This is a genomic window from Streptomyces sp. NPDC048584 (genome assembly GCF_043199595.1).
In the GTDB taxonomy this organism is placed as follows: domain Bacteria; phylum Actinomycetota; class Actinomycetes; order Streptomycetales; family Streptomycetaceae; genus Streptomyces; species Streptomyces edwardsiae.
In genome coordinates this window covers 200,816-218,598 of record NZ_JBICWF010000003.1, presented here as the reverse complement: position 1 = coordinate 218,598, position 17,783 = coordinate 200,816, and the positions used below count along the sequence as shown (strand labels likewise).

Below are 17,783 nucleotides of genomic sequence, written 5' to 3'. Positions count from 1 at the left end.
GTGGGTACCTTCCGGATCAGTTCGCTGTGGCGGCCGCGGCCGCGGAGGCGGTGCGGCCTTCCTGGTGGTAGACGGAGTGCCACACGCGGTTGCGCAGTGCGGCGAACTCGGGGCTGAGGCGGAACGCCTCGTCGCGCACGATGGCGGGGTCGACCTCGATGACGTCGTAGACGCGGCCGGGGCGGGCCGCCATGACGATCACCCGGTTGGCGAGGAACACGGCCTCGTCGACGTCGTGGGTGATGAACAGCACCGTGCGCTTGTCCTGGCTCCAGGTGCGCAGCAGCTGTTCCTGGAGTTTGACCCGGGTGAGCGCGTCGAGGGCTCCGAAGGGTTCGTCCATGAGGAGGATCGAGGGGTCGACGGCGTAGGCGCGGGCGATGGCGCAGCGCTGGCGCATGCCTCCGGACAGGGTCTTGGGGAGGGCGTCGGCGAAGCGTTCGAGTCCGACCAGTTCGATGAAGTGCTCGGCGCGGCCGCGTCGTTCGGCCTTGGGGACGCCGGTGGTGCGCAGCCCGAACTCGACGTTCTGGCGCACGGTGAGCCAGGGGAAGAGGGCGTACTGCTGGAAGATCACGCCGCGTTCGGGTCCCGGTCCGGAGACGGTGGCGCCGTCCACCAGGGCCCGGCCCCGGCTGGGTGTCTCCAGTCCGGCGAGGATGTTCATCAGGGTGCTCTTGCCGCAGCCGGAGGGGCCGACGACGGTGACGAACTCGTGTTCCGCTATGTCGAGACAGACGTCGTCGAGGGCGGTGAAGGTCTCCCGGCCGAGGGCGAACGTCTTGGTGACGCCCTGGACGGATATCTTGGCCGGCTTGCTGGTCATCGGCGTTCCTGCCATCCGGTGAGCTTGCGTTCCGCGAGGAGCAGGATGCGGTCCATGAGCAGACCGAGGATCCCGATCGAGATCAGTCCGACGAAGATGGTCGGCAGGTCGTAGTAGAGCTGCGCGTTCTGCATGCGGTAGCCGAGGCCCTCCTGGGCGGCGATGAGCTCCGCTGCGACGAGGGTGGCCCACGCCGAGCCGAGGCCGACCCGCATGCCGACGAGGATGAACGGCGTGGAGGCGGGCACCACGACGCGGGCGAAGATGGTCGCGTCCTTGGCGCCCAGGACCCGGGCCGCGTCGATGAGGGTGCGGTCGACGTTGACGACGCCCTGGAAGGTGGAGATCACGCAGGCCAGGAACGCGGCGAGGAAGATGACGAAGATCTTCGGGGTCTCGTCGATGCCCATGACGACCACGGCCAGCGGGATGATCGCCAGCGGCGGTACGGTGCGGAAGAACTGGATCCAGGGTTCCATCAGGCCCCGCGCGGTCCCGTACCAGCCCATGAGGAAGCCGACCGGTACGGCCGCGGCCGTACCGAGCGCGAAGCCGATGAGGACGCGGGTCAGGCTGGCGAGGACGTCGTCGGCGAGGGTGCCGTCCCCGAGCAGGGTCCAGGCCCGGGAGACGACCTCGGGCGGGGTCGGCAGTTTGAAGCCGGCGGACGCCAGGATCCACCACAGCGCGATCCCCAGTGCGATGGACACGGCGTTCAGGAACAGGGGGAGCCCGCGCCTGCCCGACGGTGAGCGCTCCGCCGCGGTCTTCTTCGCGTCCGGGGTGCCGGGTTCGTCCGGGGCCGCTCTGTCCGTGGTGGGGTGTCGTGGTTCGGCGCCCCGCTTGTCAAGGACGGACATGGGCGACTCCTTCGATGGTCGAGTCACGGGCATCGGTACCTGCCTTCACATCGGCGGTTTCCGGATACCGCGCCAGTAGTGGGGAGTTGTGGAAGACCGCGGCGAGGGCGCCGATGGCGCCGTCGTCGTCCGAGAGGCGGGCGGCCTCGACGGCCGGTCCGGCCGACGCGGTCGGGAAGAGGTCTGCGGCGAGCGTGGCGGCGACCTGCTCGACGATCACCGGAGCCAGCTGGGTGATCTCGCCGCCGATGACGACCTTCGCCGGGTTGAGGGTCATCGTCGCCGCTCCGACGACGCGTCCCAGTGCCCCGGCCGCCTCGCGCAGCACCCGGTCGACGACGGGGTGCGCACGGGCGACGGCGTCCGCCAGATCGCCCAGGTTCTCCAGCGGGAGACCGAACTCCCAGCAGGCCGCGAGGATCGCGGGCACCGAGGCGACCGTCTCCAGACAGCCGCGTTTGCCGCACCGGCACGGCCGCCCCGCCGGGTCCACGGTCACATGCCCGAGTTCGCCGGCCAGCCCGGACGAGCCGGTCACCAGGTGCCCGCCGACGACGAGCCCGCCGCCGACACCGTCCGACAGCCGTACGTACACCAGGTCGGCGACGCTGTGGGCGCCGCTGATCGCCTCGGCGAGGGCGGCCAGCCTGGTGTTGTTGTCGACGATCACCGGAGCGTCGAAACGCTCGGCGAAGGCGAGGTCGACACCCTCGGGGGCGGGCCGGAGCACCGTCCCCGGCGGGGTGGCGCGGGGCCAGGCCGCCGCCTCCGGCGCCGGGTAGGGACCCGGCACACCGATGCCGATGCCCTGGAGCGCCCCGAAGTGGACACCGGCCTCGGCCATCAGCCGTTCGACCAGGGCGAGGGCGAGCTCGGTCCGCCGCTGCCAGGGCGTCGTGTCGTCGTAGCGGACCGCGCCCGAGGCCATGATCTCGTGCGAGGCGTCGGCCACCGCGACATGGACCCGACGGTGGCCGAAGTCGACGCCCATGAACTGCGCCGACGACGGGTCCAGCGCCAGCCGCTCGGCCGGCCGGCCACTGCCCTCGCGCCGGGACGCGTCGGTGTCCACGACGACGATGGCGCCCCGTTGCAGGAGGCTGCCGGTGATCTCGGAGAGGGTGGTGCGGGACAGGCCCACGAGGCGGGCGATCTCGCCGCGGCTCATGGCGCCGTTCTCTTGCAGTGCACGCAGGACGCGCTCCTCATGGGTGCGCCTGACCAGTGCGTGCACTCCGCTGGGCATCTGCATGCCGGTCAACGTAGAGAGGCCGGATTATTCCGTCAACACTCCGACAGAAAGAGGAAACGAATCGTTCATAAGGCCTGATGGGCAAGTGCCTGAACCACCGGTTTCACCACGATTATTCGTCCGGGGTGTTGACGTAAATGTGTCGGTGTTCGCATGCTGTGCGGCACACCCCCGCCTCGCAGCCCTCCTCGGGCTGCCGCATGCGTCCGGGGCGGGGACGACGAAGGAGAACGCGACTGATGACCGGTGCCGAGAACCGTTTGCGCCGTCGCTCCTTGCTGGCCGGCGCCGCCGGCGTGGGGGCCGCGGCGGCCCTGCCCGCGACCGCCGCGCAGGCGGCCCCGTCCAAGCCGTCCCCGGCCGCCGCCGCGGGCCCCCGCCCGTCGAACTGGCCCGACCCCGAGCCCTACGGCGTCGCCGACACCCGGCTGGACCTGTGGCCGCGGGAGGACAACTCCTTCGTGCTGCCGCTGGAGCTGCGTCCCCGCGACAAGGAGCACGGCCGGGTGTGGATGCGGGACACCTACGTCAACTGCTTCACCGTCGACGGCCGCCCGCTCTATGTCGCCACGGGCACCGGCCGGGTGCCGGGCCTGGAGGCGGCCGGCCCCTGGAACGACGGGATCTTCGTGTGGACGGCGCCCTCGCTCCAGGGCCCGTGGAGACTCGCGGACACGACCCGGATACGGCCGGACGCCGAGAAGGGCAAGGTGTGGTCGCCCGAGTTCGTCGGGGAGAACCGGCCCGGACGCACGGTCGTCGCGCCCTGGCAGGAGTACTGGCACGACGAGCGGTTCGGCAAGCGCGGCAACGCGTGGGCGCCGGAGGTGCACCACTTCAAGGGCCGCTGGTACATCGTCGCGTGCATGGGCGACCACTCCCGCAAGGTCGGCTCGTTCATGCTGGTGAGCGAGGGCGGTGTCGAGGGCCCGTACCGGCTGGTCGAGGGGAACCTGGAGAAGCCGTTCGGCGAGTCGTTCACCGGCGGGCCGGCGTTCATCGAGCCCGGCGCCTACTTCCACATCGACGGCGGCCTGTACACCGAGGGCGACGACGCCTGGCTGGTGCTGCACAACGATCTGTACGCCAGGTTCCGCGACGACATGGAGGACATCGTCACGACGACGGACCTCCCGAAGTTCCGGCAGACGCCCTACTCCCCCGAGCCGTATCTCGAGGGCGCCTACGTCTTCAAGTACCGCGGCCGGTACTACCTGGTCCACGCCGCCTGGGACCGTACGTCGGTCGACGCCTACGGCAGCACCCGCAACGCCTACGACCCGCCCGGGACGGGGCGCGTGCAGTACCAGTACGACGCGATCGTCGCCGTCTCCGACCACTTCGAGGGCCCGTACGCGCAGCGGTACACCGCGGGCGTCGGCGCCGGGCACAACAACTTCTTCGAGGACCACGAGGGCGGCCTGTGGGCGACGTTCTTCCGTAACCCCGCCCAGGGTTACTGGAAGGACCCGGCCCGCGTCGACGACGCCGCCGTCCCCGGTGTCGTACGGCTGGAGTGGACCGGCCCGAAGGACGGCCGCCTGTACGTGGAGCGCCGCCCGAAGGAGAAGGGGAATCGCCCTTAAGGGGCCTCGGGTGTGCGGGAGCCGCCCGGCTCCCGCACCGCCCGTCCCCGAGTGGTGGGCCCCGGAGCGTGCGCGTACGGTCGAACGGTGGACTCCCGAAAGGGCGACCCCGCATGACCAGAAGCACTCCGCGTCCGGCTTCCGCACGGCGCACCGACCGGGACACCGGCGGCGCCGGGAAGGCGATGGCCCTGCTGGTCATCGCCTCGTGCCAGCTGATGGTGGTGCTGGACATCACCATCGTGAACATCGCGCTGCCGCACATCCAGCGCTCCCTGGACTTCTCCACCACGAGCCTGTCCTGGGTGGTCAACGCCTACACGCTCACCTTCGGAGGTCTGCTGCTGCTCGGCGGCCGGGCCGGCGACATCCTCGGCAGACGGCGCGTCTTCATCGTCGGGGTGCTGCTGTTCGTGCTGGCCTCGCTGCTCGGCGGGCTCGCCCAGAACTCCGGCCAACTCCTCGCCGCCCGCGCCCTCCAGGGCATGGGCGGAGCCATCGCCTCACCGACGTCCCTGGCCCTGATCAGTACGACGTTCCGTGAAGGGCCGGAACGCAACCGGGCGTTCGGGGTGTTCGCCGCGGTGTCGGCGGGCGGCGGCGCGATCGGGCTGCTGGCCGGGGGCGTCCTCGTCGAGTGGCTGAACTGGCGCTGGGTGCTCTTCGTCAACGTGCCGATCGGGCTGCTCATCGCCCTCGCCACGCCGCGCTTCATCAAGGAGTCCGAACGCCACCCGGGCCGCTTCGACATCACCGGCGCGCTCACCTCCACGGCCGGCATGGTGCTGCTCGTCTACGGGTTCATCAGGGCCGCGCAGGACGGCTGGCGGGACACGCTCACGCTCGTCTCGTTCGCCGCGGCCGTCGTGATCCTCGCGGTGTTCGTCCTGGTGGAGCGGAGGTCCCGGCAGCCGATCACCCCGCTGCACATGTTCGCCGACCGGAACCGGGCGGGCACGTACGGCATCATGCTGTGCCTCGCCGCGGCGATGTTCGGGATGTTCTTCTTCCTGACGCTGTTCGTGCAGAACGTGCTGGGCTTCAGTCCGCTCCGGGCCGGGCTCGCCTTTCTGCCGGTCAGCGCGGTCATCGCGGTCGGTGCCGGGCTGGCCTCACGGTTCCTGCCCGTGTACGGGCCCAAACCCTTCATGGTGGGGGGCGGTGTGCTGGCGGCGGCCGGCCTGGCCTGGCTGACGCTCACCGACATCCACTCCACCTACGCGGGCAGTGTCCTCGGTCCGATGCTGGTCTTCAGCCTCGGTATGGGCATGGAGTTCGTGTCGCTGACGCTGATGGCGCTGTCCGACGTACCCGTCCCGGAGACCGGGGCGGCCTCCGGGCTCCTGAACGCCACCCAGCAGGTGGGCGGCTCGCTCGGACTGTCCATCCTGGTCACGATGTTCGGTACGGCGAGCCGCAACGAGGCGGAGAAACAGATACCGCGCTTCCTCCAGCAGGCGACCCCCGCCGAACGGCTGCGCTTCCGGCGGACCGGGGAACTGCCGTCGCCCTGGGGCGACCAGGTCCTCACCTCCGGGGTGTCGGCGGCCTTCATCACGGCGGCTGTCTTCGCCGTGATCGCCGCGCTGATCGCCGTCCTCGCCATCCAGGTCCGCCCCTCCGACCTGCAGCGCCTTCAGGGCGGGTGAACGGGTCAGCGCCCGCGGATCAGCAGATCCGCGACCACGGGCCGGTGGTCGGAGGCCTCCGTGGCCACGGTGCGGGCGCCGGTGATCCGGACGTCGGGTGAGACGGTGACCAGGTCGATGCGCTTCACCGGTTCGCTCGCCGGGTAGGTGGCGCCCGCGCCGGGGGCGGCGTCCCGCAGCCGCTGCCACAGGGGCGCCAGCTCGGGGGCCGTCGCCTCGGCGTTGAAGTCGCCGACCAGGACCTTGGGCCCGCGGTCGGCGGCCAGGACGCCGAGCATGTCCGCCACCTGGGCCTCGCGGACGGACGGGTCGGCCCGGTAGTCCAGATGTGTGGTGTAGAGGTGCACGCGCGCGCCCCGCACATCGAGCACCACTTCGGCGAAGCCGGGCGCGGGGGCCGAGACCGGGTCGGGTGTCTGGGTGGAGAGCCGGGTGATCTCGTGGTTCTCGGCGGTGAGCATCCGGTGGCGGCTCAGTACGGCGACGCCGTACCGCCGGCGCTCGGTGGTTCCGGCGGCCGGGTCCAGGTCGTAGACGGGGGCGAAGAACACCCGCATGCGCAGCTTCCCGGCGAGCGCGCGGGCCTCGTCGGCGAACGCGCTGCGGGCGCCCCAGTGGACGTCGACCTCCTGAAGGCCGATCACATCGGCGCGCAGATCGCGCAGGGCTTCGGCGGTGCGGTCGAGGTCGAACACCTGGTCCTGGCCGGCCCCGGCGTGGATGTTGTACGTCGCCACCCGCAGTGGCACCGCATGCGCGTGGGTGGCGCGGGCGGCCGTCGCGGGTAACGCCGTGACCAGCAGACCGGCGACGAGTACGGCGGCGGCGCGGCGAGGTCTGGGCTTCATGCCTTCTCCAGGTCGGGTAGGGGGAGGGCCGGAACCGAATGGAAGCACACGTGGCACACCTCACTGAAGGGCGCGGAGCTGTGTCGACATGGGGGTCCGCCGCGTGGGCGCGGATGGGAGCCCGGGGGCAGAGCCCACCCCAGGGACGGGAAGGGAAGGGGCGGCGGGGGCGAAATCCAGGCCCCCGCCCCACCGCCTCAGCGGGGACCGGCCGCACTCCGCTCACGGATGAGCGCGAGCACGGTGTCGGTGGTGTGGTCGAGATGGCTGCGTCCGTCGGGGCGGTGCGCGTCCGGGCTGATGTAGCTGTTCCGGCCGAGATGGGTGGCCGGGTCCAGCCGATGCACGGTGACCTTTCCGGCACGCCGCGCACGGTTCCAGCCGCTGCCGCGGAACACCGCCCAGCGCTGGGGGAACAGCCAGGTACCGATGCGTTCGATCCGGTCCCGGGAGCTGGTGAGCTGGTGCAGCCGCGCGGCCCCGGTGAGGTCGTTGGCACCGTTGTGGAAACCGCCGAGGGTGATCAGCAGCGGTGACGCACCGAGCCCGGTGCGCAGTTCGTCCACTGCGCCGGTGGCGACCTGGGCGCCCCCGCTGTAGCTGAGCAGCACCACGGGGACTCCGCTGTGCGGTGGGTAGCCGGCCAGCCTCAGCTGGTTGGCGATCTGGCCGCCGACGGCGCGGTTGTAGAGGGGACGGTAGCGGTGGTCGGCGGCGACGAAGATCTGCATGACGTTGTGGAGGAACAGCAGCAGTCCGACGTGCCGGCGGATCCACACCCACACGGGCCGGTTGGCGAGCGGGGCGGCCAGCGGTGAGTACGGCTGCACCTGTCCGAGGACCCGCAGTTCCGGTGCCGCCGCGATCAGGGCCTTGACGAGCTGGCCGCCGTCGCGGGTGTCGGTGAAGCGGCGTTTGCCGATGCCGTCCAGGTAGACGAGGTAGGCGGCCGGGGGACGGTCGGGGTCGGCACCCCGGGCGTACGGCATGCCCGGCGGGAGGCCGGTGGCGGGCGCGCGCCAGCCGGTGGTGTAGACCAGTACCTCGTAGCGGGCGAGCAGGGCCTCGGCGAGCAGCACCGGGCCGAGCAGCAGGGCGAGGAGAGCGAACCACGTCATACCGGCAGCTCCCTGACTCCCGCGACGCTGATCCGCGCGACCAGACGGCGTACGGCCTCGACGGCGGCGGCGAGTCCTACGCCGGCCAGGGCCACACAGCCGGCCGCGCCCCACCGGCCCAGTCCGGTCAGCTCGGCGAGCGGGGTGACGAGCCCGGCGCCGACGCCGGTCAGGAGCAGCGTGTGCAGCAGGGGTCCGAGCAGCGGGAACGCGATGACGGCGCACAGCAGCAGTGGGGCGACCTCGCCGGGTGTCCAGGTCAGCGCCTCGCCTCCGGAGACGGGGGCGGAGAGGAACAGCTCGGCGAGGGTCCAGGCGGTCACCGGCCAGAGCAGGATGACGGCGCTCTCGACCACGGTGCCGGTCAGCAGCAGCCCGGCCATGATGGGCCGGGACACACGGGAGCGGCGGGCGACCAGGGGCAGAAGCCGTCCGACGGCCTCGGACAGTCCGGCGAACACCACCAGGACGACAAGTGCGGGTGACATGGTTCAGCTCTCCTGGGGCAGGTCCGCCGGGGCCGGCCCGACTGCCCGGGGCAGACGGTCCTCGAGTTCGTCGGCGGCGCGCAGATGGCCGCCCGCCTCGCGCTGGGCCACCCGCAGGACCGCCGCCGCGTCCCGGAAGCGGGGCTCGATGAGCAGCCGCCGGGCGAGGGAACGCACCGCGTCCTCGGTGACGTCCTCGGTACGCAGGGACAGTCCGGCGCCGAGCCCGACGACCCGTCGGGCCACCATGGGCTGGTCGGCGCCCTGGGGGACGACCAGCATGGGCACACCGGCGTACATGGCCTCGTTGACACTGTTCATGCCGCCGTGCGTGACGAACAGTGCGGCACGGTCCAGTACCTCCGGCTGCGGGACGAAGGCGCGGGCGGACACGTTGTCCGGCAGCGGACCGAGCACGGCGGGGTCCGTGCGCCCGGTGGCGAGAACCACGGTGCCGCCCAGCGGGGCGAGCGCGGTGGCGAAGGTGCGCAGTACCCGCGGGCCGGCGTCGAACACCGTGCCGAGCGAGGCGTACAGCACCGGTGCCTCCAGCTTGTCCGCGGGGAACGACGGGTCGCGCGGGCGGGCGCCGACGCTGGGGCCGACGAACCGGTACGCCGGGCCGAAGGAAGCGGCGCCGGGCTGGAAGGCGCGGGAGGTGAACACCAGGTTGAGCGGCTGGCTCGCGTTCGCGAGGTCGAGCAGGGGCAGGTTCCGGGTGTCGTAGCGCCGGGACAGCCGCCACCGGGTGCGCAGACAGCCGAACGCGGTGCGGGGCCGGGCCGCCCCGGCGGCCAGCAGTTCCCATGAGGCGCGGGTGGGGCTGGGCACCCGGCGGTCGAACGCCATGGTGGTGAACGCGGCGGCCGCGGGCACCCCGAGTTCGGCGGCCGCGACCGGCCCCCAGGGACATGCCGAGCCGTGGACGATCAGGTCGGGCCGGGCGCGGCGCAGATCGGCCAGCACGGCGGGCAGCACGGCGAGGGCGGTGCGGGCGAGCCCGTGCAGCATGCCGATGGGCGTGGGCGGTCCGGAGAGCAGCAGGCCCTCGCCGGGGTAGAGACGCACGGTCGCGCCGGTGGCGGCGATCTCGTCGGCGAACGCGGGAGTGGTGTGGTACGTGACGGTGTGACCGCGGCGGACGAGTTCGGCCACGACCGGCAGTGTCGGGTTGATGTGTCCGTGCAGGGGGATGTTGAGGAACGCGATGGTGCTCATCAGTGGGTCCCCCCGAGCGAGAAGGTGCGGGGTGAGGTGCCGGGCACAAGGTTCTCGTCCCGGTAGAGGCCGGGCCCGGCGACGTCCAGCCGGTCGAGGAAGCGTCCCGCGGTGCGGGCGGCGGTGCCGATGAGCCGCTGGGAGTGGCCGAAGTCCCATGGCGCCGGCCAGGTCTCGATGCCGGTCGGCACCACGACGGTCGGGATCTGTCCGGCCACCTCCCGCAGGCCGCTCTCGATCTGGTGGCGCAGGAGGACGAGCCCGGCCCGGGAGGCGACCGCGCCGGCCCGCCGGGGGACGACGGGGCTCAGCGGTCCGCCCTCCGGGCCGGTCGACAGCACCACCACACTCGCCGCGCCGGCCCGCAGCGCGGCACGGACGGGGACGTAGGCGATCACCCCGCCGTCGATGAGGGTCCGGCCCTCGCGGTCCACCGGGGGCAGGGCTCCCGGGACGGCCGCGCTGGCCAGCAGCGCGGACTCGAGGTCACCGTGGTCGAGCAGCACGGGCTCGCCGGTGGCCAGGTCGGTGGCCACCGCGGTGAACGGGATCGGCAGCCGCTCGATGCGAGGCGGGAGCCCGGCCCTGGCGATCAGCCGGCGCAGGCCGCGGTCACCGAAGACGCTGGCCATGGAGGGCAGGAAGCCGAAGGGGAACACCTCGCGGCGGCGCAGCTGGGTCCACACATGGTCGAGCCAGGGCGCGGCCTCCCCCGGGTGGGCGGCGGCGATGGCTCCGTTGAGCGCGCCGACCGAGGTGCCGATGATCATGTCGGGGCGGAATCCCCGCTGTTCCAGGGCGTATCCGACGCCGACGTGCGTGGCGCCCAGCACTCCTCCGCCGCCGACCACCGCCGCCACCGGCCGGGGAAGGTTCTGCAGGCCCGAGCCACTCATGGTTCACCCTCTCTCGCCATGATGCCGCGTCGTTCGCGTTGTCGCCCTATGGACCGGACGGGCCCGCCGTCTGTGACACGGCATGCCTGTGACGTACGGCGGTGCGGTTCCGTCGTACGTCACAGGCATGCCGGCCGTCGCCGCGGTGGTGGGTCCGCTCGGTCGTCAGCCGTCCGCGCGTCCGCTCCATGGGAGTCGAGGGCTGCGTCGACCTCGGAGAGGTCGATGGGCACACTATGTCACATCGTGTGGAGCGCCTCATGGGTGCATGAGCAGCATGACGGCCGTGCCGAGGGCCATCGAGCCGTCCCAGAAGCAGGCGTACGGCTCCCCGGCCGTCCGGCGCCCGGCCGCCGCGCGCAGGCTCGGCATACAGCGGGTCAGTGACCGGAGCGCGCACAGCAGGAGGAAGACCGCCAGCGCTGCGGCCACCGGTGCGGCCCCGTGCGAGTGGCCGGTCATACGGTGCGCCATCAGGGCCATCGCCGCCATGCCGGCCGCGTACGGCAGACTCCGCAGGACCGCGGCCGGCCGCCGGCCGTGCGTTCGTACCAGGGCGCTCGCCGGGAACCACAGTGCCGCCGTGGCGAAGAAGGCGGCCTGGGGCGGGCCCGGAACCTCGATGCCCAGGCTCCACGGCATCACGGCCATGGCCAGTGCCATCGCCGTGTGCAGGAGGTGGCCGACCCGGTCGTGCCCTCGTTGCTCCGGGGACAGCACGCCGTGCCACAGCCCCCGGACGGCCGCGGCCGCGAACAGGGCTGTCAGCAGGCCGGACAGGACATCAGCAGGACGCACGACCACCACTCCGGATTCCGGGACCGTTTGCCAGACAGGGACCGGGCGCCCGGCGCGGATGTGACATGGGGGACGGGGCACGGTGTCACACCGGCGGCGGCAGTCCTGTCGTAGGTGATGAGTGGCCGGCTCCGCCGTCACCCAGACACCACAGGGGCCGCCGGCCCCGGACGGGAAGGTCTCCAGATGAGAGTCGTAGTCGCAGGTGCCACCGGACTGATCGGATCCAGGACGGTCGCCGGGCTCCGGGATCACGGGGTCGAGGTCGTGTCCGTCTCCCGTGGGACGGGGGTCGACGTCGTCACCGGGGAGGGGCTCGCCGGGGCACTGCGGGGCGCGGACGTGCTCGTGGACGTCACCGACGCCCCCTCGCGTGCGGAGGAGACCAGCGTGCGGTTCTTCGACACGGCGACCACCAACCTGCTGCGGGCCGCGGCGGCCGCGGGCGTCGAGCACTACGTGGTCCTGTCGGTCGTGGGGGCCGAGCACCTGGAGTCCGGCTACTTCCGTGCGAAGCGGCTGCAGGAGGAGCGTGTACGGCGCTCGCCCCTGCCGCACTCGATCGTGCGGGCCGCGCCGTTCTTCGAATCCGTCGAGTCCCTGGCGCTGATGAGCACGTACGGGGACGGGGTGCACGCCGCTCCCGTGCTGGTGCGGCCCGTGTCCACGGACGACGTCGCCGCCGCGGTCGCCCATGTCGCGGTCGGGCTGCCGCTGTTCGGGACGCTCGAGGTCGCCGGCCCCGAGGAGTTCCGGCTCGACGAGCTCACCGCGAAGCTGCTGGCCGCGCGGGGCGATGTACGCGACGTGGTCACCGACCCCGGCGCCCGGCTCTTCGGCGCGCGGATCGAGGAGCGCACGCTGCTGCCGCGGTCCCCCGCCCGTGTGGGCCACGAGACGTTCACACGGTGGCTGGCCCGGCGGTGAACCGGCCCCGCCCCTTCCCCGCACCACGCCCGAACAGAGAGATGTGCCGCCATGAGTGAACTCGACCAGCTGCCCGACCGTGACGCCGAGGAGACCGCCGAGTGGCAGGCGTCCCTCGACGCCGTCATGAAGCACGCGGGGCCGGAGCGGGCCGCGTATCTGCTGCGGCGGGTGCACGAGTACGCGGCCGGGTCCGGTGTGGCCCTCCCCCGGCTCCTCTCCACCGACTACGTCAACACCGTCCCGGCGGCGGCGCAGCCCGCCTTCCCCGGTGACATCGGCATGGAGTCCCGGATCACCGCGCTGAACCGGTGGAACGCGGCGGCGATGGTGACCCGCGGCTCCCGCCTGGGACTCGGCGGTCACATCTCCACCTACGCCTCGGCGGCCTGGCTGTACGAGATCGGGTTCAACCACTTCTTCCACGGCAAGGACGGGGACGGCAGCGGGGATCAGCTGTATGTGCAGGGGCACGCGTCGCCGGGCGTCTATGCGCGTGTGTTCCTCGAAGGGCGGTTGAGCGAACGGCAGTTGGACGGTTTCCGGCGCGAGGCCGACGGGCAGGGGCTGCCGTCGTACCCGCACCCCAGGCGGCTGCCGTGGCTGTGGGAGTTCCCCACGGTCTCCATGGGGCTCGGGCCGCTCGCCGCCATCTACCAGGCCAGGTTCAACCGTTATCTGCACGACCGGGGCATCAAGGACACCTCGGGCTCCCGGGTGTGGGCGTTCCTCGGCGACGGGGAGATGGACGAGCCCGAGGCGACCGCCGCGCTGACCCTCGCCGCCCGGGAAGGGCTGGACAACCTCACCTTCGTCGTCAACTGCAATCTGCAGAAGCTCGACGGGCCCGTACGGTCGAACTCGAAGATCGTGCAGGAGTTGGAGGCGAGGTTCCGCGGGGCGGGCTGGAACGTGGTGAAGTCGCTGTGGGGCGAGGCCTGGGACCCCGTCCTCCGGCAGGACACCGACGGCAGCCTGGTCCGCCGTCTCGCCGAGGCGCCCGACGCGCAGATGCAGACGTACGCCGCCCGCGACGCCGCCTACATCCGCAAGCACTTCTTCACCGGTGACGCGCTCTCCGGCATCGCGGCGGGACTGAGCGACGCACAGCTCACGGACCTGTTCGGCGACTCGCGCGGCGGGCACGAACCGCTCAAGGTGTACGCCGCCTACCGGGCCGCCGTCGAGCACCGGGGCGAGCCGACCGTCATCCTCGCCCAGACGGTGAAAGGACACACCCTGGGCCCGGACTTCGAGTCGCGCAACGCGAACCACCAGATGAAGAAGCTGACCATGGCGCAGTTCCGCGAGATGCGCGATCTCCTGGAACTCCCCATCCCGGACAGCGCGTTGAGCGGTGACCTGGTGCCTTACTGGCATCCCGGCGAGAACGCGCCCGAGGTGCGCTATCTGCGCGAGCGTCGCGCCGCACTCGGCGGCCCGGCACCGGTGCGCCGGGTCGTCGCCAAACCGCTGGAGCAGCCGCCCGCCCGGCCGTTCGAGTCCCTGCGGAAGGGGTTCGGCAAGCAGGAGGTGGCCACCACCACGGCGCTCGTCCGCCTGGTCAAGGACCTGATGCGCGGGAAGGAGACGGGCCCGCGGTGGGTACCGATCATCCCGGACGAGGCCCGTACGTTCGGCATGGAGGCCCTGTTCCCGACGGCCGGCATCTACTCGCCCGAGGGCCAGACCTACGAACCCGTCGACGCCGACCAGTTGCTGTACTACCGGGAGGCACGCGACGGGCAGCTCATCGACGAGGGCATCACCGAGGCCGGTTCCCTCGCCGAGTTCACCGCCGCGGCGACCTCGTACGCCACGCACGGCGAGCCGATGATCCCGTTCTACATCTTCTACGCCATGTTCGGCTTCCAGCGCACCGGCGACCAGTTCTGGGCGCTCGCCGACCAGTTGGGGCGCGGCTTCGTCGTCGGCGCGACGGCGGGCCGTACGACGATGACCGGGGAAGGGCTGCAGCACGCCGACGGACACTCGCATCTGCTGGCCTCCACCAATCCGGCGGCGGTGAGCTACGACCCGGCCTACGCCTACGAGATCGCGGTGATCGTCCGGGAGGGGCTGCGCCGTATGTACGGCGAACGGCCCGAGGACGTCTTCTACTACCTGACGGTCTACAACGAGCCGAAGCGGCAGCCCCCCATGCCGGCCGGTCCGTCGGTGGAGGAGGGGATCCTGCGGGGCATCTACCGGTACCGGCAGGCGCCCTCCCCCGGCGCCGGTCCGGCCATCCAGCTGCTGTCGTCCGGTACGGCGATCCACTGGGCCCTGAAGGCGCAGGAGCTGCTCGCCGCGGACTGGGGTGTGTCGGCCGACGTGTGGTCGGTGACGTCCTGGACGGAACTGCGCCGTGACGGGCTGTGCGCCGACCGGGCGCGGCTGCGCGGTGAGGAGCGTGTGCCGTACGTGACGCGGGCGCTGGCGGGCGCACCGGGACCGGTGCTGGCCGTGAGCGACTGGATGCGGCAGGTGCCGGACCAGATCAGCCAGTGGGTGGAGCAGGACTACGCGTCACTGGGCACGGACGGTTTCGGTCTGTCCGACACCCGGGACGCGGTGCGCCGCTACTTCCGCGTGGACGCCGAGTCGATCACCGTGGCGGCGCTGGACCGGCTGGCCCGGACCGGCGCCGTCTCCCCGAAGACGGTGGCACGGGCCCGGGAGCACTACAGGTGGCAGGGCTGATCTCCTGGCAGTGACACGGTGTGCCATGACCGGTCGCCGACGTTGTGCGGGCTCCCGCGTCCCCCGGGCGCATACCGTCGGACCGGCTTGTAGCATGGTTGGGCAGGAGTCGGAAGGGACAACCATGCACACTGGGGATGACACCGATTCCCTCGACCGGGCGACGCGGGATTTCATCGCGGCCCGTCCACAGCTGTTCGGTATCGCGTACCGGGTGCTCGGCAGTTCCGCGGAGGCCGAGGACGTCCTCCAGGAGGCGTGGCTGCGCTGGCAGAACACCGACCGCGGCGGCGTCCACGAGCCCACGGCGTTCCTGACCACGATCACCACGCGGCTGGCCATCAACGTCGCCCAGTCCGCGCGGGTGCGGCGGGAGGCCTACGTCGGTCCGTGGCTCCCCGAACCCGTCGACACCAGCCAGGACCCGCAGATGGGCGCCGAACGGGCCGAGGCGCTGGAGATGGCGGTCCTCCTCCTGCTCGAGAAGCTGAACCCGCTGGAGCGGGGCGCCTATGTGCTGCGGGAAGCCTTCGACTACCCGTACAAGCAGGTCGCGGAGATCCTGGAGACGAGTGAGGCCAACACCCGTCAGCTGGTGAGCCGGGCGCGCAAGCACCTCGCCGCCGAGCGCAAGGAGCCGGTCAGCCCCGCCGAGCACAAGCGCCTGCTGGAGGTGTTCCTCGCCGCCGCGCAGCGGGGCGACATGGCGGTGCTGGAGAACGTGCTCGCGGCCGACGTCGTCAGCTACGCGGACGGCGGAGGCATCCGGGGCGCCTCGCGGATCCCCGTCGTGGGAATCGACCACGTCTCCAAGTACCTCGCCGCCTTCGCCCCCCGGTTCTGGCCGCAGGCACGGACCCGGTGGGTCGAGGCCAACGGCAGGCCGGCGGTCCTCGTCTCGGTCGACGGGGACCCCATGGCCCTGCTGTCCATCGATGTGTCGGCGGACGGCATCGACCGGATCATGTGGGTGATGAACCCGGCCAAGCTGTCTCCGTACGTGGCGTCGCTGAGCGGCTGAGACCCGGTGCCGACCACAGGAGTGTCCGGACGGGTGTCCGGACACCCCCGGGCACCCGCGATCCCGAAGGGCGGACACATGACGACCGCGTTTCGCCCCACCGGCCCGGGGAAAAGGCCCGGACAGGCACGTCCCACTGTTTCCCACGCCGGAGTCATACTGTGACCGAGCAGTTCCCGTCGCCCCCACTGTCCACCGACAAGGACTACGCCGGGGCGTCCTTCTCCGCCCTCTACACGACGACCGTGACCGTCGGCGGCGGGGCGTCCGCGCACGGGAGGGCCTCGGGCCGGGCACGGTCGGACGACGGAGTGCTGGACCTGAGTCTCCGTATGCCCGCGGAACTCGGCGGAGACGGTCACGGAACCAATCCCGAGCAGTTGTTCGCCGCCGGGTTCGCGGCCTGCTTCCACGGGGCGCTGAGCCTGGTGGCGCGGCAGGAGGAACTCGATCCGTCCGGCATCTCCGTGGCGGCGACCGTGGCGTTCGGGCGGGATCCGGCGGACGGCGGCTATCTGCTCCGGGTCGACCTGGTGGTCGGCTGGCCGGGCATCGACCCGGAGATCGCCGAACCCCTGCTGGAACGGGCGGACTCGCTCTGCCCCTACGCCAGGATGACCGCCCGGGGCACCCCCACCACCATCACCCTGGCGTCGTAGCGCGCTGTCACACGGACGCGGGCCCCACTGTCTAGTAGGTGAACCAGTGAGGCACTCCGAAAGGCAGCATCATGACTGGACGTACCGTGTCGGTCCGTGAGGGCCGGCGTCTTGCCCGTCCCCTCACGGTCGGGCCGCACCTCCTGACCGCTGACGAGCCCGAGCCGCTGAGCTCGGACACGGGCCCCACACCGGGCGAGCTGCTGCTGGCCGCGCTCGGCTCGTGCACCTCCATGGCCGTCCGCGCGTACGCGGGCCGGCACGGCTGGCAGCTGGACCACGTCGTCGTGGACCTGCGGTTCGGTCCGCGGGGCGAGATCGTCAAGAACATCCGGCTCACCGGCGATCTGGAACCCGACCAGATCCGGCGGCTGCTGGCGGTGGCCGGCCGCTGCCCTGTGCAGCGTCTGATCACCGGGGACGTCTCGGTGGTCACCGTGCCCACGGTCGTCACGCCGCGGACAGGGACCCCGCTGCCGAACTGACCGCGTCAGGACGTCGAGGTCGGGAACCACACGTCGACGTCGTCGGTGTCCTCCCGGCCGATGGGGAACACGGCGATGTCCCGCTTCTGTGAACTCTGCGGGGGCAGCGCGGCGACGACGCGATGGTCACCGCGCCCGTCCCCGGGCGACGCGAGCTCGAAGAACTCGGCGTTCACCGACCGGTAGTGCGCCCACTGCCGCGGGAGGTCGTCCTCATGGAAGACCGCCTCCACCGGGCACACGGGCTCGCACGCGTGGCAGTCGACACACGCGTCGGGGTCGATGTACAGCGTCCGCTCCCCCTCGTGGATGCAGTCCACCGGGCATTCGTCGACGCAGGCCCTGTCCTTGACGTCGACGCAGGGCTGCGCAATGACGTACGTCATCCTCTTCTCCTTCGCCGTCGGCCAGTCGTAAAGACCGGGCAACCGGCGGCCTTGTGACAGACG

At 71.8% G+C, this 17,783-nt stretch carries 16 protein-coding genes and 1 pseudogene; 7 read left to right on the top strand and 10 right to left on the bottom strand.

Annotation, left to right across the window (positions count from 1 at the left end):
• Positions 1 to 16: 16 nt before the first annotated feature.
• Genes ACGFR9_RS08930 through ACGFR9_RS08920 form a run of 3 tightly spaced genes read right to left on the bottom strand, consistent with a single transcriptional unit; the run spans position 17 to position 2,938 of the window.
• Entirely contained in the window at positions 17 to 826 is an 810-nt protein-coding gene (locus ACGFR9_RS08930; protein ID WP_393204431.1) for an ABC transporter ATP-binding protein, read from the bottom strand.
• The gene (locus ACGFR9_RS08925) at positions 823 to 1,686 is read right to left on the bottom strand and encodes an ABC transporter permease (RefSeq protein ID WP_393204429.1); all 864 of its coding nucleotides are present in this window, start codon (positions 1,684 to 1,686) and stop codon (positions 823 to 825) included. Before ACGFR9_RS08925 ends, ACGFR9_RS08930 begins: the two co-directional genes overlap by 4 nt.
• Positions 1,673 to 2,938 carry an ROK family transcriptional regulator gene (locus tag ACGFR9_RS08920; RefSeq protein ID WP_311642775.1) on the bottom strand — a complete coding sequence of 422 codons (1,266 nt, stop codon included), beginning with the start codon at positions 2,936 to 2,938 and terminating at the stop codon, positions 1,673 to 1,675. Before ACGFR9_RS08920 ends, ACGFR9_RS08925 begins: the two co-directional genes overlap by 14 nt.
• Positions 2,939 to 3,177: 239 nt before the next feature.
• Here ACGFR9_RS08920 and ACGFR9_RS08915 point away from each other — a divergent pair, with 239 nt between their 5' ends.
• Both ACGFR9_RS08915 and ACGFR9_RS08910 read left to right on the top strand, forming a co-directional pair.
• Positions 3,178 to 4,524 carry a family 43 glycosylhydrolase gene (locus ACGFR9_RS08915; protein ID WP_393204425.1) on the top strand — a complete coding sequence of 449 codons (1,347 nt, stop codon included), beginning with the start codon at positions 3,178 to 3,180 and terminating at the stop codon, positions 4,522 to 4,524.
• A 113-nt stretch (positions 4,525 to 4,637) separates the two neighbouring features.
• Positions 4,638 to 6,173 carry an MFS transporter gene (locus ACGFR9_RS08910; protein WP_393204422.1) on the top strand — a complete coding sequence of 512 codons (1,536 nt, stop codon included), beginning with the start codon at positions 4,638 to 4,640 and terminating at the stop codon, positions 6,171 to 6,173.
• Between the two features lie 5 nt (positions 6,174 to 6,178).
• Here the strand turns inward: ACGFR9_RS08910 and ACGFR9_RS08905 are convergent, their stop codons facing one another.
• The 6 genes from ACGFR9_RS08905 to ACGFR9_RS08880 form a co-directional block, all read right to left on the bottom strand.
• Complete coding sequence (locus ACGFR9_RS08905) at positions 6,179 to 7,021, bottom strand: endonuclease/exonuclease/phosphatase family protein (RefSeq protein ID WP_393204419.1); 843 nt, start codon at positions 7,019 to 7,021, stop codon at positions 6,179 to 6,181.
• A 197-nt stretch (positions 7,022 to 7,218) separates the two neighbouring features.
• Positions 7,219 to 8,139: a hypothetical protein gene (locus ACGFR9_RS08900; protein WP_393204416.1), complete on the bottom strand. Its 921-nt coding sequence runs from the start codon at positions 8,137 to 8,139 to the stop codon at positions 7,219 to 7,221.
• Complete coding sequence (locus tag ACGFR9_RS08895; RefSeq protein WP_393204413.1) at positions 8,136 to 8,627, bottom strand: hypothetical protein; 492 nt, start codon at positions 8,625 to 8,627, stop codon at positions 8,136 to 8,138. Before ACGFR9_RS08895 ends, ACGFR9_RS08900 begins: the two co-directional genes overlap by 4 nt.
• A gap of 3 nt (positions 8,628 to 8,630) precedes the next feature.
• On the bottom strand, positions 8,631 to 9,845 hold the full coding sequence (locus ACGFR9_RS08890; protein ID WP_393204410.1) for a macrolide family glycosyltransferase: 1,215 nt from the start codon (positions 9,843 to 9,845) through the stop codon (positions 8,631 to 8,633).
• A complete protein-coding gene (locus tag ACGFR9_RS08885) occupies positions 9,845 to 10,741 on the bottom strand; it encodes a patatin-like phospholipase family protein (protein ID WP_393204407.1) in 897 nt (298 codons plus the stop codon). The genes ACGFR9_RS08890 and ACGFR9_RS08885 overlap by 1 nt, the downstream gene beginning before the upstream one ends.
• A gap of 258 nt (positions 10,742 to 10,999) precedes the next feature.
• Positions 11,000 to 11,539: a DUF5134 domain-containing protein gene (locus ACGFR9_RS08880; RefSeq protein ID WP_393204404.1), complete on the bottom strand. Its 540-nt coding sequence runs from the start codon at positions 11,537 to 11,539 to the stop codon at positions 11,000 to 11,002.
• Positions 11,540 to 11,725: 186 nt separating this feature from the next.
• Between ACGFR9_RS08880 and ACGFR9_RS08875 the strand changes: the two genes are divergently transcribed.
• The 5 genes from ACGFR9_RS08875 (at position 11,726) to ACGFR9_RS08855 (ending at position 17,334) form a co-directional block, all read left to right on the top strand.
• Positions 11,726 to 12,466, top strand: coding sequence for an SDR family oxidoreductase (locus ACGFR9_RS08875; protein WP_393204397.1), 741 nt, complete (start codon positions 11,726 to 11,728; stop codon positions 12,464 to 12,466).
• A 51-nt stretch (positions 12,467 to 12,517) separates the two neighbouring features.
• Positions 12,518 to 15,169, top strand: coding sequence for a pyruvate dehydrogenase (acetyl-transferring), homodimeric type (gene aceE, locus ACGFR9_RS08870; RefSeq protein ID WP_393204395.1), 2,652 nt, complete (start codon positions 12,518 to 12,520; stop codon positions 15,167 to 15,169).
• A gap of 124 nt (positions 15,170 to 15,293) precedes the next feature.
• The gene (locus ACGFR9_RS08865) at positions 15,294 to 16,190 is read left to right on the top strand and encodes an RNA polymerase sigma-70 factor (RefSeq protein ID WP_393204392.1); all 897 of its coding nucleotides are present in this window, start codon (positions 15,294 to 15,296) and stop codon (positions 16,188 to 16,190) included.
• Positions 16,191 to 16,351: 161 nt separating this feature from the next.
• On the top strand, positions 16,352 to 16,849 hold the full coding sequence (locus ACGFR9_RS08860; RefSeq protein ID WP_393204389.1) for an Ohr family peroxiredoxin: 498 nt from the start codon (positions 16,352 to 16,354) through the stop codon (positions 16,847 to 16,849).
• A gap of 71 nt (positions 16,850 to 16,920) precedes the next feature.
• Positions 16,921 to 17,334 (top strand): OsmC family protein, encoded by a 414-nt coding sequence (locus ACGFR9_RS08855; protein ID WP_393204386.1) that lies wholly within the window; start codon positions 16,921 to 16,923, stop codon positions 17,332 to 17,334.
• Between the two features lie 89 nt (positions 17,335 to 17,423).
• On the opposite strand, the pseudogene fdxA reads toward ACGFR9_RS08855, so the two are convergent.
• Positions 17,424 to 17,720, bottom strand: a pseudogene (fdxA, locus tag ACGFR9_RS08850) (ferredoxin); the annotation flags it as partial.
• Positions 17,721 to 17,783: the final 63 nt, after the last annotated feature.

What these genes read in the sequence shown, in the direction of transcription:
- ACGFR9_RS08855 (WP_393204386.1), top strand. Translation starts at nt 16,921, where the DNA reads ATGACTGGACGTACCGTGTCGGTCCGTGAGGGCCGGCGTCTTGCCCGT.
- ACGFR9_RS08890 (WP_393204410.1), bottom strand. Translation starts at nt 9,845, where the DNA reads ATGAGCACCATCGCGTTCCTCAACATCCCCCTGCACGGACACATCAAC.
- ACGFR9_RS08925 (WP_393204429.1), bottom strand. Translation starts at nt 1,686, where the DNA reads ATGTCCGTCCTTGACAAGCGGGGCGCCGAACCACGACACCCCACCACG.
- ACGFR9_RS08875 (WP_393204397.1), top strand. Translation starts at nt 11,726, where the DNA reads ATGAGAGTCGTAGTCGCAGGTGCCACCGGACTGATCGGATCCAGGACG.
- ACGFR9_RS08920 (WP_311642775.1), bottom strand. Translation starts at nt 2,938, where the DNA reads ATGCAGATGCCCAGCGGAGTGCACGCACTGGTCAGGCGCACCCATGAG.
- ACGFR9_RS08915 (WP_393204425.1), top strand. Translation starts at nt 3,178, where the DNA reads ATGACCGGTGCCGAGAACCGTTTGCGCCGTCGCTCCTTGCTGGCCGGC.
- ACGFR9_RS08900 (WP_393204416.1), bottom strand. Translation starts at nt 8,139, where the DNA reads ATGACGTGGTTCGCTCTCCTCGCCCTGCTGCTCGGCCCGGTGCTGCTC.
- ACGFR9_RS08885 (WP_393204407.1), bottom strand. Translation starts at nt 10,741, where the DNA reads ATGAGTGGCTCGGGCCTGCAGAACCTTCCCCGGCCGGTGGCGGCGGTG.
- ACGFR9_RS08895 (WP_393204413.1), bottom strand. Translation starts at nt 8,627, where the DNA reads ATGTCACCCGCACTTGTCGTCCTGGTGGTGTTCGCCGGACTGTCCGAG.
- ACGFR9_RS08905 (WP_393204419.1), bottom strand. Translation starts at nt 7,021, where the DNA reads ATGAAGCCCAGACCTCGCCGCGCCGCCGCCGTACTCGTCGCCGGTCTG.
- ACGFR9_RS08865 (WP_393204392.1), top strand. Translation starts at nt 15,294, where the DNA reads ATGCACACTGGGGATGACACCGATTCCCTCGACCGGGCGACGCGGGAT.
- aceE (WP_393204395.1), top strand. Translation starts at nt 12,518, where the DNA reads ATGAGTGAACTCGACCAGCTGCCCGACCGTGACGCCGAGGAGACCGCC.
- ACGFR9_RS08930 (WP_393204431.1), bottom strand. Translation starts at nt 826, where the DNA reads ATGACCAGCAAGCCGGCCAAGATATCCGTCCAGGGCGTCACCAAGACG.
- ACGFR9_RS08910 (WP_393204422.1), top strand. Translation starts at nt 4,638, where the DNA reads ATGACCAGAAGCACTCCGCGTCCGGCTTCCGCACGGCGCACCGACCGG.